At 63.2% G+C, this 14502-nt stretch carries 14 protein-coding genes; 11 read left to right on the forward strand and 3 right to left on the reverse strand.

From position 1 onward, the window contains the following. Nucleotides 1–388: 388 nt before the first annotated feature. From BN1133_RS13015 to BN1133_RS13025, 3 genes are all read left to right on the forward strand, one after another. Entirely contained in the window at nucleotides 389–730 is a 342-nt protein-coding gene (locus BN1133_RS13015; protein ID WP_050666943.1) for an SH3 domain-containing protein, read from the forward strand. Between the two features lie 72 nt (nucleotides 731–802). Then, the gene (locus tag BN1133_RS13020) at nucleotides 803–1303 is read left to right on the forward strand and encodes a DUF1993 domain-containing protein (protein ID WP_050666944.1); all 501 of its coding nucleotides are present in this window, start codon (nucleotides 803–805) and stop codon (nucleotides 1301–1303) included. Nucleotides 1304–1414: 111 nt separating this feature from the next. After that, complete coding sequence (locus BN1133_RS13025) at nucleotides 1415–1702, forward strand: hypothetical protein (protein ID WP_050666945.1); 288 nt, start codon at nucleotides 1415–1417, stop codon at nucleotides 1700–1702. Between the two features lie 83 nt (nucleotides 1703–1785). Here BN1133_RS13025 and ydfZ read toward each other — a convergent pair whose 3' ends face one another. Both ydfZ and pgi read right to left on the reverse strand, forming a co-directional pair. After that, a complete protein-coding gene (gene ydfZ / locus BN1133_RS13030; protein WP_050666946.1) occupies nucleotides 1786–1983 on the reverse strand; it encodes a putative selenium delivery protein YdfZ in 198 nt (65 codons plus the stop codon). 175 nt (nucleotides 1984–2158) lie between these two features. Continuing rightward, nucleotides 2159–3808: a glucose-6-phosphate isomerase gene (gene pgi, locus BN1133_RS13035; protein ID WP_050666947.1), complete on the reverse strand. Its 1650-nt coding sequence runs from the start codon at nucleotides 3806–3808 to the stop codon at nucleotides 2159–2161. A 380-nt stretch (nucleotides 3809–4188) separates the two neighbouring features. Between pgi and BN1133_RS13040 the strand changes: the two genes are divergently transcribed. The 8 genes from BN1133_RS13040 (at nucleotide 4189) to BN1133_RS13075 (ending at nucleotide 12121) form a co-directional block, all read left to right on the forward strand. Then, entirely contained in the window at nucleotides 4189–4377 is a 189-nt protein-coding gene (locus BN1133_RS13040; protein WP_050666948.1) for a holin, read from the forward strand. 98 nt (nucleotides 4378–4475) lie between these two features. Next, on the forward strand, nucleotides 4476–6839 hold the full coding sequence (locus BN1133_RS13045) for a heavy metal translocating P-type ATPase (RefSeq protein ID WP_050666949.1): 2364 nt from the start codon (nucleotides 4476–4478) through the stop codon (nucleotides 6837–6839). A 14-nt stretch (nucleotides 6840–6853) separates the two neighbouring features. Further along, entirely contained in the window at nucleotides 6854–7243 is a 390-nt protein-coding gene (gene cueR, locus BN1133_RS13050; RefSeq protein ID WP_050666950.1) for a Cu(I)-responsive transcriptional regulator, read from the forward strand. Nucleotides 7244–7374: 131 nt separating this feature from the next. Beyond that, nucleotides 7375–8529, forward strand: a complete 1155-nt coding sequence (locus tag BN1133_RS13055) for a GGDEF domain-containing protein (protein WP_050666951.1) — start codon at nucleotides 7375–7377, stop codon at nucleotides 8527–8529. Nucleotides 8530–8556: 27 nt separating this feature from the next. After that, nucleotides 8557–8820, forward strand: coding sequence for a YihD family protein (locus BN1133_RS13060; RefSeq protein WP_050666952.1), 264 nt, complete (start codon nucleotides 8557–8559; stop codon nucleotides 8818–8820). Between the two features lie 159 nt (nucleotides 8821–8979). Further along, a complete protein-coding gene (gene ccoG, locus BN1133_RS13065) occupies nucleotides 8980–10413 on the forward strand; it encodes a cytochrome c oxidase accessory protein CcoG (protein WP_050666953.1) in 1434 nt (477 codons plus the stop codon). A 53-nt stretch (nucleotides 10414–10466) separates the two neighbouring features. After that, nucleotides 10467–11444: a serine/threonine protein kinase gene (locus BN1133_RS13070; protein WP_050666954.1), complete on the forward strand. Its 978-nt coding sequence runs from the start codon at nucleotides 10467–10469 to the stop codon at nucleotides 11442–11444. A 68-nt stretch (nucleotides 11445–11512) separates the two neighbouring features. Then, nucleotides 11513–12121 (forward strand): thiol:disulfide interchange protein DsbA/DsbL, encoded by a 609-nt coding sequence (locus BN1133_RS13075; RefSeq protein ID WP_050666955.1) that lies wholly within the window; start codon nucleotides 11513–11515, stop codon nucleotides 12119–12121. 50 nt (nucleotides 12122–12171) lie between these two features. On the opposite strand, the gene BN1133_RS13080 is transcribed toward BN1133_RS13075, so the two are convergent. Further along, the gene (locus tag BN1133_RS13080) at nucleotides 12172–14487 is read right to left on the reverse strand and encodes a Tex family protein (protein WP_050666956.1); all 2316 of its coding nucleotides are present in this window, start codon (nucleotides 14485–14487) and stop codon (nucleotides 12172–12174) included. Nucleotides 14488–14502: the final 15 nt, after the last annotated feature.

A 14502-nucleotide genomic window follows, 5' to 3' on the forward strand; every position in this document is an offset into this window, starting at 1 on the left:
GGCCATCGGTCACGGCGTGGCGCGAGAGCGTTACGCCCAGCACTGCGGCCAGCGACGGTGTCACCAGCCAACCCACTAATCTTGCTTTAAGTCGACTTTCCCTTCTGGCGCATCTCATGACATCAGTGCGGTCGTGTGGCCGCTCGGTGGTCTGTTTTTAGGAATTCACTCTCCCCAACGTTTGATGTTTGGCGTCTGAGGTCTCAAGGGGCCAAATCATCTCGGTAATGATTGAGCTAACGCCTTCAGTAAAACGATGAGTGTCCCAGATAAAAGAAGTGACCGGGCTCTCTTTTTCACTAATTGGTCGGCACCGGTGGGCGAGCCCCCTCCCAAGGCGCCCTGCTTGTTGCGATAGTGGCAAGATGACCCATTCGGAGAAGAGACCATGCTGGCGCTGATCACCACAGCTCACCAAACCTGTTACCCCAATCCCATCGGCGTTGTGGCCGGGGAGCGGGTGCGTATCGGCCATGAGGATGACGAATTTCCGGGCTGGGTGCGCACCTACACGGCCGACGGCAACGAGGGGTGGGCGCCCCTGTCGCTGCTGACCCCGGCCGGGCAGGGGGAGGCGTTGGCGCGGCAGGATTACACGGCCCGGGAGTTGAATGTGGAGGTGGGGGAGCGGGTGACGGTGGAGCACGAGTTGGCCGGCTGGCTCTGGGTGAGCAATGAAACGGGGGAGTGCGGCTGGATTCCGCAAAGCTGTATCACCCCCCTTGGGTGATCTTGTGCTCGACGAGTCCACGTGTGAACGGGTTATAGTGGGCGTCGATTGTCAACTCACCGAGAGTGCACCATGAACCGTGATATTGCCGCCCAGTTTATCAAGATGCTGACCAACCTCGATCACTGCCTGGCCAAGGCCGAGGCTCATGCCGAGGCGAAACACTTCAACGTGGAGAACTTCTTCGGCGAGCGCCTGATCGTCGACATGCTGCCGCTCGCCAAGCAGGTACTGATCTGCTGCGATGCGGCCCGCGCCTGCGTCGCCACCGCCAGCCTGACCGAGCCGCCGGTACTGGGTGACGATCCCAAGACCATGGCCGATCTGCGCGCCCACGTGGGCAAGACCCTCGGCTACCTGGAGGGGATGCTGGAGGCCGACTTCAGCCACTTCGAGCGTGGTCATTATGTGCCCCACTGGGCCGGCGGCAAGGGGATGGATGGCCATACCTGCGTGTTCGAGTACGCCATCCCCAACTTCTACTTCCACCTCACCATGACCTATGCCCTGCTGCGCAAGGCGGGGGTTGATCTCGGCAAGCGCGACTACCTGGGCAGCCTCAACCTGCAGTAAGGGTTGCAGCTGGATTCGGCCTCGGGCTGGTTTGTGCGTCAGGTGAGTCGGAGCCTCGATTCGGCTCACCTTGGAATAAGGAGCCTCGGCTCACTCGGGTAAGAAGTCCCTATGTGTATCGTTTCTCTGTTGGTTGGGTCCCTCTTCTGGCTACTTTTGCTGCTCTCCCCCCTGCTGCTTATGCTGGCGCTCTCTTTTGTGACCTCGCTGCTCACCCTGGGCGGTGAGGTGACCCTCACAAACTGGCCACTGGTGCTGGTGTCGAGTCTGGCGGTCTCTCTGCCGGTGGCTGTCGTTATCACCGAATGGGTTCGGCGTCGTTACGGTGTGATTGCTCTCTTCGGGCGCCTGTTGCATCAGCCCGAGCTAACCACGCCACCGGATAACCGACAGGGTTGAGGGGGGCGCTATGATGGTCATGAGAAAAACCTGGCGGCATAAGGCCGCCAGGTGAATTGTCAAGAGTAGGGTGACAGCGGGTATCAGCCTAGTCTAATCAACTCGATGGGCGCGAAGCGCTCTCGGGAGTGGGCCAGCAGCACGCACTTTTCGTGCTCCGCCTGATAGGGGGTCAGGTTGTCGGTGTGGGCCTCCTTGAGCACGTCTACGGCGCCGGTAGCGGCGATCATCACTCGTTGACCCTGGGTCAATCGGTTTCGATTACGGTCATAGATCTTCATGGTTTCCTCCTGATAGGTGTCGAAAACCCGTTCAGCCTACGCCCCTCAAAAAGGGTGAGGCATGTCACAGATCAAAAAAGCGAAAAAAAGGATTCCATTGGCACCTCCGCTCTGCCCAGCCATGGAGAGATAAAAAAGCCCGCTTCGGGAAGCGGGCTATCGGTTAGCGGGCGGCTCAGGCGCGCCAGGCTTTCCAGGTGTTGATCAGGCCATTGGTGGAGCTGTCGTGGCTGCTGATGGCCTCAGCGGTGCCGAGCTCCGGCAGGATCTTGTTGGCCAGCTGCTTGCCTAGCTCAACGCCCCACTGGTCGAAGCTGAAGATGTTCCAGATAGCGCCTTGCACGAAGATCTTGTGTTCGTACATGGCGATCAGGGAGCCCAGCATCTTGGGGGTCAGCTGCTTGAACAGCAGGGAGTTGGTCGGGCGATTGCCCTCGAACACCTTGAACGGCACCAGATCCTTGACCTGCTCCAGCGTCTTGCCGGCGGCCAGGAATTCGGCCTCAACCTGCTCCTGGCTCTTGCCGAAGGCCAGGGCCTCGGTCTGGGCGAAGAAGTTGGCCAGCAGTTTCGGATGGTGATCGCCGATGGGGTTGTGGCTGATGGCCGGGGCCAGGAAGTCACAGGGGATCAGCTTGGTGCCCTGGTGGATCAGCTGATAGAAGGCGTGCTGGCCGTTGGTGCCCGGCTCACCCCAGATGATGGGGCCGGTCTGGTAGTCGACCGGGTTGCCGGCGCGATCCACGTACTTGCCGTTGGACTCCATGTTGCCCTGCTGGAAGTAGGCGGGGAAACGGTGCATGTACTGATCGTACGGCAGGATGGCCTCGGACTCGGCGCCGTGGAAGTTGTTGTACCAGAGGCCAATCAGCGCCAGCAGCACCGGCACGTTCTGCTCATAGGCGGCGGTGGCGAAGTGCATGTCCATCTCGAAGGCGCCTTGCAGCAGGGCTTCGAAGTGCTCGAAACCGACCGACAGGGCGATGGGCATGCCGATGGCAGACCAGGAGGAGTAACGACCGCCCACCCAGTCCCAGAACTCGAACATGTTGGCGGTGTCGATGCCGAACTCGGCCACGGCCTTGCCGTTGGTCGACAGGGCGGCGAAGTGCTTGGCCACGTGGGCCTTGTCACCGGCATGGCTCAGGAACCAGTCACGGGCACTCAGGGCGTTGGTCATGGTCTCCTGGGTGGTGAAGGTCTTGGAGGCGACCAGGAACAGGGTGGTCTCCGGATCGATCTTTTTGAGGGTCTCGGCGATATGGGTGCCGTCGACGTTGGAGACGAAGTGCATCTCCAGGTGGTTTTTATAGGCGCGCAGGGCTTCGGTGATCATGACGGGGCCGAGATCCGAGCCGCCGATGCCGATGTTGACCACGTGCTTGATCGATTTGCCGGTGTAACCCTTCCATTCACCGCCGATGACCTTCTCGCAGAAGCCTTTCATCTTGGCCAGCACGGCGTTCACTTCCGGCATCACATCCTTGCCGTCCACCTCGACCGGACGGTCGGAGCGGTTGCGCAGGGCCACGTGCAGCACGGCGCGATCCTCGGTGCGGTTGATCTTCTCGCCGTTGAACATGGCGTCGATGGCGCCGCGCAGGTCGGTCTCGTCGGCCAGCTTGATCAGCAGTTGCAGCGTCTCTTCGGTGATCAGGTTCTTGGAGTAATCCACCAGCAGATCGCCACCGAAGGTGAGGGAAAACTTCTCAAAGCGCTGGGGATCCTTGGCGAAAAGATCCTTCAGTTGCATGTCGCCCTGGGCGGCGAAGTGGGCTGCCAGTGCCTGCCAGGCCTGGGTATGGGTTGGATTGATGTTTTTCATAGTCATCCTGAGATTCCAATTGTTGTTTGAACCTTGCAGGCAAGGCTCCCGCCAAACCTTATTATTCGAGGGATTATAGCCAGTCCGGCAGCCGTTCCGGGGTAACAGAAGATTGCAGACTGTCTCGCTCAGAGAGGTGGTAAGTTTACAACCAAACGCCCGGATTATGGCCCCCCGAGATGACGGTGACATTGAGCCTGCTCATATTTTCCCCGGCCAGTACCAGCGTAAAGCACTGCCCTTGCCCCCTTCGTCGCGACAAAAACGGGTTTTGTGCAGAAGTTGACCGCCGTCAACTCAGGTTCAGGCGGCGCCTTCTATGCTGCGCGCGCAAGGATTCAGATCTCCCAGGGATGGTTCACAAAGAGAGGAGATCGGATATGAAGAAGATGTTTTCCCTGCTGGTGCTCTGCCTGGTGGCCACCGGTGTGGTCGGGTTTCTGACCCTGTCTGCCGCAACCCTGGCGCCGAGCCTGGAGGTGAGAGTGCTCTCGGTCATAGGTGCGCTGCTGGCCGGTTATCTGATGATGCAACCCATCGTCAACCGGTTGGCGAGTCGCCTGGCCTGATCCCGTTAACGAGGCGTCTGCCTCGTTATTTTTGCCCTTTACATTACAGTTAAGGTAAAGGTTAAGGTTCGGGATATTCCATCGAGGGAGTATCACTCATGACCATTTCCATTCAGGTGCCCGTCAAAGGCATGAGCTGCGCCAACTGCGGTGAGCGTATCGAGCGTGGCCTGAGCGAGCTGGAAGGTGTCACGGCCTCGGTCAATTTTGCCCTGGAGCAGTGCTCCATCACGGCGACCACCCCCGAGGCCGAGCGCGCCGCCCTGGCTCGTATCGGTGAGCTCGGTTACCAGACCGTCGAAGAGACCCATCAGTTTGCCATCGAGGGGATGAGCTGCGCCGCCTGCGCCGCCCGTCTCGAGCGGGTGATGGGCGCGCAACCCGGCGTGCTGGGGGCCGAGGTGAACTTCTCTCTGTCCCAGGCTCGGGTACGCGGGGTGCAGGGAGCGGTGACGCCGGCCTCTTTGCGTGATGCGGTGCAGGGGGCCGGCTTTGGCGCCCACTTCGCCGGTGGTGAAGACAAGGCGCGCCAACTCACCGAGCAGGCCGAACGGGAGCGCAGTGAGGAGCGGGGTGAACGCCGCCGCCTGATAGCCGCCGCCCTGCTTACCCTGCCTCTGGTGGTCGGCATGGCATCCATGGCCGGCTGGCTCCCCTGGCACCTGCCGCCCCTGGTCGAGTTTCTGCTCGCCACTCCGGTTCAGTTCTGGGTTGGCGCCCGTTTCTATCGCGGTGCCTGGCGGGCCTTGCGTGCCGGCGCAGCCAACATGGACGTGCTGGTCGCCACCGGCACCAGCGCCGCCTATGGCTACAGCGTCTGGATCTGGCTCAAGCTGGGGTCGGGGGCCATGGGGCATCTCTATTTCGAGGCGAGCGCCGTGGTCATTACCCTGGTCTCCCTCGGCAAGTGGCTGGAGGGGCGCGCCAAGCGCAGCACCCGAACCGCCATCGTCGAGCTGATGGCCCTGCGCCCCCAGCAGGCCAGGGTGTGGCGCGGCGACCAGTGGCAGCAGTGCGCCATCAATGAGGTGCTCAAGGGGGATCGCATCCAGGTGCTGGTGGGCGAGCGCATCCCGGTAGACGGTGTGATCCTGAGTGGTGAGAGCGAGCTCGACGAGGCGGTGGTCACCGGCGAGAGCGTGCCGGTGCTGCGCCAGGTGGGGGACAAGGTGCTGGAGGGGACCATCAACGGCTCCGGCCTGCTCGAGATAGAGGCCCGCGCCGTCGGGGAGGAGTCCAACCTCGGCCGCATCATCGCCCTGGTGGAGCAGGCCCAGATGGGCAAGGCCCCGTTCCAGCAACTGGTGGATCGCATCAGTGCCCTGTTTGTGCCCGTGGTGATGATCATCGCCCTGCTCACTGGCCTGCTCTGGTGGCAGCTTGGTGGTGGGGTCGAGCAGGCGCTGATGGCCGCGGTCGCCGTGCTGGTGATCGCCTGCCCCTGCGCCCTGGGGCTGGCCACTCCGGCGGCCGTGGTGACCGGTACCGGGGTGGCGGCGCGCCACGGCATCCTGATCCGCGATATCGAGACCCTGCAGCGGGCCCATGGCATTCGCGCCGTCATCTTCGACAAGACCGGGACCCTGACCCTGGGGCGGCCGACCCTGGAGCAGTGGCAGGGGAGTGAGGCGGACCTGCGCCTGGCCGCCGCCCTGCAACAGGGGAGTGAACATCCGCTTGCCCACGCCATGCTGAGCGCCGCCAGCGGCCCTCTGCCCCAACCGGAATCGGTGCTGGTGCACGTGGGCAGTGGCATCGAGGGGCGGGTCGAGGGACATCATCTCTTCATCGGTAACCTGGGTCTGATGGGGGTGGCAGGCATCGATCAGAAGCCGCTTGCGGCGCCAGAGGCCGGGGTGACCCGGGTCTGGGTCGCCCGCGATGGCGAGCTGGCGGGGTGGGCCGATCTGGCCGATCCCCTGCGCCCGGAGAGCGAGGCCGCGGTACATGCCCTGCAGGGGCGCCACATCGCCGCCTGGCTGGTCAGCGGTGATGCCCGTCCCGCCGTCGATCATGCGGCGCAGCGGCTCGGCCTGGATGGCGCCTTCGCCCAGGTGAAACCCGAGGGCAAGGTGGAGCGGGTGCGCGAGCTGCAAGCCAAGAGCGACGGGCTGGTGGCCATGATAGGGGACGGCGTCAACGATGCGCCGGCCCTGGCCGCCGCCGACGTGGGCATCGCCATGGGGTCGGGGGCCGAGGTAGCCATGGAGACGGCCTCGATTACCCTGATGCGGCCGGATCCACGCCTGGTGGTCGATGCCATCGACATCTCGGCCTCGACCTGGCGCACCATACGCCAGAACCTGTTCTGGGCTTTTATTTTCAACACGGTCGGCATTCCGCTCGCCGCCTTTGGCCTGCTCAGCCCGGCCCTGGCAGGCGCCGCCATGGCCTTGAGCAGCGTGACCGTCCTGACCAATTCCCTGTTACTGAAACGGTGGCGCCCGCGCGCCGCCGCCTGAATAAGGAGAGTGCAATGAATATCAGCAAGGTGGCCAAGGCCAGCGGGCTCACCGCCAAGACCATCCGTTACTACGAGAGCATCGGCCTCATCACGCCGCCGGTACGCAGTGCCAACGGCTATCGCAGCTACGGCGATGCCGCGGTGCGCGAGCTGCGCTTCGTGAAGCGGGCGCGCGAGACCGGTTTTAATCTGGAGGAGTGTCAGGAGCTGCTGGCCCTCTATCGGGACGAGCACCGCACCAGCGCCCAGGTCAAGAAGCTGGCCCAGGAGAAGATCGTCGATCTGCGCGAGCGCATCAGTGGTCTGCAGGCCATGTTGGCCAGCCTGGAGAAGCTGACCTGCTGCTGCCATGGGGACGAGCGTCCCGAGTGCCCGATCCTGGAAGAGTTCGAGAAGGGGTGAGTCGGATAGCGGGTCGATGCTGACCGCAAGCCGGCGAGAGCGATCTGAGTAAAAGGCTAATAATTGACCTTTATTGTTGGTCCGATGAGCCGGTGCTAGACTGTCGCCCTTCTAGGGAAGGGAGTGGCAGAGTGACAGCGAGTGTAACCAAGCAGGTCCGGCAGGCAGTCGTGACCCAGCTCTGTGAACACGTGGCCTTCAGCCTGCCCTGTCTCCTGCTGGTGGCCATCAGCTGGGCCCTGATGTTTTACGCCTATGTCGAGCCACGCCAGACCCTCGTCTGGCTGGGCAGCAACCTGCTGTTGCTGGGGCTGCGCTGGGTTCATCTGCTGTGGCGCCAGGGCATGCTGGAGCGAGTCGATCACGAGCGGCTCGAGCATGAGCTTTTTATCGGCGTCACCTCCAGCTCCATCCTCTGGGCCATGGGGATTCTCATCTACTTCGACCTGCTGCCGGATGCCTATCGGGCCAGCATGTTGATCCTGATCAGCCTGATCCTCACCGGCGGCAGCATATTGCTCATCGGCAGTCGCCGCTGTTTCCTCGGGTTTCTGCTCCCCCTCGGGGTGACCCTGCTGCTGGAGCTGGCGTTTGGCAGCGAGCAGGAGCGGATCCTCGGCTGCATGGTGGCAGGCTACCTCTTCGTCTTTCTCACCACCCTGGTACGCAGGTTGCGGCGGGATATGCTGGCTTCCCTCTATCACCGCTTCGCCAACGCCGATCTGGCGGCCGAGCTGAAGGCGGTCTCCGAGCATCTGCAGCTCGCCTCGCGCCTCGATGGCCTCACCGGCATCGCCAACCGGGCCCACCTCGATCACTGCCTGGATCTGGCCTGGCGCCGTTGTCGCCGCGCCCGGGCTCCGCTCTCCCTGATCCTGCTCGACGTGGATTACTTCAAGCAATTCAATGACCTCTATGGCCATCAGGAGGGGGATGCCTGCCTGCAGCAGGTAGCCGGTGTCCTGGCCGAGGCCCTGCGTCGGGAAGACGATCTGGCCGCTCGCTACGGGGGAGAGGAGTTTGCCCTGCTGCTGCCGGCCACCGGTCATGAGGGGGCCCGCCAGGTTGCCGAGCAGGTACGCCGCGCCATGCGTCAGCTGGCGATCCCCCACGGTCGCTCCCGGGTCTCCGGGGTGGTGACCTGCAGTCTGGGGGTCGTGACCCTGGTGCCGGATCCCTCCCTCAGGGTGAGCGATCTTATCCAAAAAGCGGATGCAGCCCTCTATCAGGCCAAGCATAATGGGCGTGACCGAGTGGAGGTGGCCCTCAAGGGGCGCGCCGCCTGAAATCCGACACCAGAAGCGAGGAATCAGATGCAATGTCATCGTATTGAGGAGCTGCTCGAACTGCTGCAGCCCGCCTGGATCCGCGAGCAGGATCTGAGCCTGATCCAGTTTATCGAGAAGCTGGCCCAGGAGGCCGGTTACCAGGGACCCCTGAGCGAGCTGACCGATGACGTGCTCATCTATCACCTCAAGATGCGCGATGCCGCCAAGGCGCAGATGATCCCGGGTCTGGCCAAGGATCACGTGCCCGATTTCAAGGAAGCCCTGCTCAAGGCGCGCGGCATCAAATAAATCCCTCCTTTTTGTGGTGCGTTGTCAATGGTGACGCGCCACTTCTTCGCTACAAAATTGCGATCATCGTTCCATTCTTGTCACATCTGACGCCATCTCGCAGCAAGCTGTTTAAGATATAATCCGCCTATAACAATCAAAACGGAGCAACGTGCTGCAATGGGTGACCACGAAAAGATCGAGGTCAAGGACGTGACCGGGGTGTATAACCCCAACACGTTCAAGGCCAGTGACGACAGATTCAACCCGGGAAACCGGATCTATGTACGGGCACAGCTGGGCCAGTGGCAACGGCTGCGCAAGGGGATGGGCTGGTTCTTCATGCTCTTCTTCCTGGCGCTTCCCTGGCTGCGCTACGATGGCCGCCAGGCGATCCTGTTTGATATCGGCAACCAGCAGTTCCATATCTTCGCCGCCACCATCTGGCCCCAGGATCTCACCCTGCTCGCCTGGATCTTCATGATCGCCGCCTTCGGGCTCTTCTTCCTCACTACCTTCCTCGGCCGGGTCTGGTGTGGCTACCTCTGCCCCCAGACGGTCTGGACCTTCCTCTTCATCTGGTTCGAAGAGAAGCTGGAGGGGCCGGCCAACAAGCGACGCAAGCTCGATGCCGCGCCCTGGGGCCGGGAAAAGATAGTGCGCAAGGGGAGCAAGCACCTGGCCTGGATGGTCATCTCCCTCATCACCGGCCTCACCTTCGTCGGCTACTTTCAGGACATGATGACCCTGGTGCCGGGGCTGGTGACCCTCTCCATCGACTTCTGGCCCCTCTTCTGGGTGCTCTTCTTCGCCGCCTGTACCTATGGCAACGCCGGCTTCATGCGCGCCATCATGTGTGTTCACATGTGCCCCTATGCCCGCTTCCAGTCGGCCATGTTCGATAAAGACACCTTCATCGTCGGCTATGATGCCAAGCGCGGTGAGCAGCGCGGAGCCCGTTCCCGCAAGGCCGACCCCAAGGCGATGGGGCTGGGGGACTGCATCGACTGCGACCTCTGTGTGCAGGTCTGCCCGACCGGTATCGACATCCGTGACGGCCTCCAGTACGAGTGCATCAACTGCGGCGCCTGTGTCGATGCCTGCGATCAGACCATGGATCGCATGGGCTACGCCAAGGGGCTCATCAGTTACACCACCGAGCACAAGCTGGCCGGTAACGATACCCAGGTGGCTCGCCCCAAACTCATCGGCTACGGCCTGGTGATGGCGGCCATGCTCTCGGTGTTTGCCTACAACGCCATGTCCATCATGCCCATGGGGCTGGATGTGCTGCGTGACCGTAACCAGCTGTTCCGCGAGAACAGCGACGGCCTCATCGAGAACACCTATAACCTCAAGATCCTCAACAAGACCCTGCAACCCCAGGTCTACCGACTGGCGGTCGAGGGGCTGCCCGACTACCAGTGGTACGGACCGCGTGAGGTGACCCTCAAGAGTGGCGAGATCCTCAACCAGCCGGTCAGCCTGGGGGTCAACCCGGACAACCTGCGCCAGGGCTCCCTGGATATCCGCTTCGTGCTGATCCGCAAGGGGGCAGGCTCGGATCCCAAGGGGGTCATCAAGCAGGAGAGCAAGTTTATCAGCCGGCTCTGAGTGCTTTATGGATAGAATGGGGGCCCAGTGCCCCCTTTATTTTCGGAGATGTCATGGGCTTTCACTTTCACGATCTCACCCCGGATCTCATCCTCGATGCCCTCGCCAATACCGGGCTGGCCGTGGACTCCGGGCTGACCGAGCTCAACAGCTACGAGAACCGGGTCTATCAGTTTCACGACGAGGATCGCCGCCGCTATGTGGTGAAGTTCTACCGTCCCGGGCGCTGGAGCCGTGAACAGATCCTGGAGGAGCACGGCTTCTCCGCCCTGCTGGCGGCCGAGGAGATCCCGGTGGCGGCCCCGCTCGCCTTCGGCGGCGAGACCCTGCTCGAGCAGGGAGGCTTTCACTATGCGGTGTGGCCGAGCCTGGGGGGGCGCGCCTTCGAGGTGGATAATCTGGATCAGCTGGAGTGGGTCGGCCGCTGGCTGGGGCGAATTCATCGCCTCTCCCGCACCTTTGCGTTCCACCACCGCCCCCATCTGGATGTGGCCTCCATGCTCGAAGAGCCGCGCCACCTGCTGGCGACAGGGGAGTGGGTGCCACGGGGGATCGCCAGGTCCTTCTTCGGCCTGCTCGACGAGCTGATCGCCCATGTGCGTGAAGCCATGACCCTGGAGGTGGAGCAGATCTCCCTGCACGGGGATTGTCACCCGGGCAATATCCTCTGGCGCGACGGCCCCCTGCTGGTGGATCTGGATGACTGCCGCACCGGTCCCGCCATCCAGGATCTCTGGATGCTGCTCTCGGGGGATCGCCAGGAGCGGCTGTTGCAGCTCGACACCCTGCTGTGCGGCTATGAGGAGTTTATGGATCTGGACCGGCGGGAGCTGTCGCTCATCGAACCCCTGCGGGCCATGCGTATGGTGCACTACATGGCCTGGCTGGCCCGTCGCTGGGACGATCCGGCCTTCCCGCGCCACTTCCCCTGGTTCAACACCCCGGCCTACTGGGAGCAACAGCACAAGGCCCTGCACGATCAGTTGCAGCTGCTGCGTGAGCCGCCCCTCTCATTGACTCAGGGCTGGTGACACAATAGGCTTGCTCTGCTCCGGTTCGCCGGGCGTGCCTCACACCGATCTTATTAACAGGAAAGATCATGAGAAAAATACTGTTTTTCATTGCTGCCATGCTGATGATGCCGATGGTGCACGCTGCCCCGGAGTTCAGGGAAGGCGTCAACTATGACGTGATCAAGCAGACCGGCAGTGCGCAGCCGGAAGTGCTGGAGTTCTTCTCCTACTACTGCCCCCACTGCTACAAGTTCGAGCCCATCGCCGAAGAGCTCAAGAAGAGCCTGCCGGAAGGGGTTGCCTTCAAGAAGAACCCGGTCGGTTTCCTCGGTCGCGAGATGGGTCCCGAGACCCAGCGTGCCTATGCCGTCTCCAGCCTGCTGGAAGTGGAAGGCAAGGTGACCCCGGCCATCTTCGACAAGATCCACAACCAGAAGCAGTATCCCCAGAGCCGCGGCGATCTGAAGCAGATCTTCGTCGACAACGGCGTCAAGGGAGAGGAGTTCGACGGTGCCGTCGACAGCTTCGCCGTCTCCGGCATGGTCTCCCAGTTTGATCGCAACACCGAGGAGTACCAGATCCGTGGCGTGCCCGCCTTCGTGGTGAACGGCAAGTATCTGGTGAAGATCGAGTCCATCACTTCCCAGGATCAGTTCAACCGTCTGGTGAGCTACCTGGTCGGCCTGAAGGGCTGATGTCGAATAGCAAAAAGCCCGGCCGATCGGCCGGGCTTTTTCATGCCCGCTTACTTCTTGCGGGCGTTGGCGAAGGCCGCCGCGAAGGCGTTGCCGAGGGCCCCGTTCCGGGGCTTCTCCTCGCGCCGCCCCTGGGGCCGGGCTCCCTGGCCTGAGCGGGCCTCGCCACCACGGCGCTCCTCTGCGCGCGGCTTGCGCTCGCCGCCCTTCTCGTCGAGGCGCATGGTGAGCGAGATGCGGCCACGCTGCACGTCCACCTCCAGCACCTTCACCTTCACGATGTCGCCAGCCTTGACCACCTCGCGGGGATCCTTGACGAAGCGATCGGTCAGGGACGAGATGTGCACCAGTCCATCCTGATGGACGCCGATATCGACGAAGGCACCGAAGTTGGTGACGTTGGTGACCACCCCCTCGAGCACCATCTCGGGCTCGAGATCCGACACCTTCTCCACCCCTTCGCGGAAGGTGGCGGTCTTGAACTCGGGGCGCGGATCGCGGCCCGGCTTGTCGAGCTCACCGATGATGTCGGTCACGGTCGGCACGCCGAAGCGCTCGTCGGTGTACTCGGCGGGTGTGAGCCCCTTGAGCAGGCTGCTGTTGCCGAGCAGGCTCTCCACCGACTGCTGCAGTTTGGCCAGGATCCGCTCCACCACGGGGTAGGACTCCGGGTGCACCGCAGAGGCATCCAGCGGGTTGGCCCCGCCGCGGATACGCAGAAAACCCGCGCACTGTTCGAACGCCTTGGGCCCGAGGCGGCTCACCTTGAGCAGCTGCTGGCGGCTGGCGAAGGCACCGTTGTCGTCCCGGTACTGGACGATATTCTGGGCCAGCGTCTGGGTCAGGCCCGAGACCCGCGCCAGCAGGGGGGCGGAGGCGGTGTTCACATCCACCCCGACCGCGTTTACGCAATCCTCCACCACCGCCTCCAGCTTGCGGGCCAGCTGGGTCTGGCTCACGTCGTGCTGGTACTGGCCGACACCTATGCTCTTGGGATCGATCTTCACCAGCTCGGCCAGGGGGTCTTGCAGGCGGCGGGCGATGGAGACGGCGCCGCGCAATGAGACGTCGAGCCCGGGGAATTCATTGGCCGCCAGCTCGGAGGCGGAGTAGACAGAGGCGCCGGCCTCGCTCACCACGATTTTCTGGGCGCGCGCCTCCGGGTAGCGGGTGAAGAGCTCGGCGGCCAGCTTGTCGGTCTCGCGCGAGGCGGTGCCGTTGCCGATGCTGATGAGCTCGACCCCGTGCTTCACACAGAGATCGCGCAGGGTCTTGAGGCTCTGCTCCACCTGGCGCTTGGGCTCGAACGGGTAGATGGTGGCGGTGTCGACCAGCTTGCCGGTGGCGTCCACCACGGCCACCTTGACCCCGGTGCGGATCCCCGGATCCAGCCCCATGGTGGCGCGCATGCCGGCCGGGGCGGCCATCAGCAGGTCCTTGAGGTTCATGGCAAACACCTTGATCGCCTCCTCCTCGGCGCTCTCGCGCACCCGGCCGACGAGCTCGGTCTCCATCTGCAAGGAGAGCTTGATGCGCCAGGTCCAGCTCACCACCCCCTGCAGCCACTTGTCGGCCGGCCGGCCGCCGAAGGTCAGCCCCAACTGGCGGGCGATGATCCCTTCGCAGGGGCTGGCCCCTTCCTCTTCGCCGGTGTGCAGGGTGAGCGACAGCACCCCCTCGTTGCGTCCGCGCAGCATGGCCAGCACCCGGTGCGACGGCGCCTTGGCCAGCGGTTCGTCGTGCTCGAAGTAGTCCTTGAACTTGGCCCCCTCCTGCTCCTTGCCGGCCACCAGGCGGGCGCGCAGGTTGGCGTGTTGCCACAGGAAGTCGCGCAGCTTCTCGAGCAAGTCCGCCCGCTCGGCGAAGCGCTCCATCAGGATGTAGCGGGCGCCGTCGAGCACCGCCTTGGTGTCGGCGAAGCCCGCCTCGGGGTTGAGGTAGGCGTTGGCCTCCGTCTCGGGATCCCGCATGGGATCGCCCAGCAGGGCCTCGGCCAGGGGCTCGATGCCGGCCTCGATGGCCATCTGTCCCTTGGTGCGGTGCTTGGGCTTGTAGGGGAGATAGAGATCCTCGAGGCGGGTCTTGCTGTCGGCCTCCTTGATGTCGCGGGCCAGCTCTGGGGTCAGCTTGCCCTGCTCCTCGATGGAGCGAAGTATGGTCTGGCGGCGATCCTCCAGCTCGCGCAGGTAGCCGAGGCGGCTCTCGAGGTTGCGCAGCTGGGTGTCATCGAGGCCACCGGTCACCTCTTTACGGTAACGGGCGATGAAGGGGACGGTGGCGCCCTCGTCGAGCAGGCGGATGGCGGCCTCGACCTGTTCGGGGTGGGCGGCCAGCTCGGTGGCGATCTGTTTCTCTATGGTGCTCATGGGGTTCTCGTCTTG

This window comes from Aeromonas schubertii, assembly GCF_000820105.1.
GTDB lineage: Bacteria > Pseudomonadota > Gammaproteobacteria > Enterobacterales > Aeromonadaceae > Aeromonas > Aeromonas schubertii.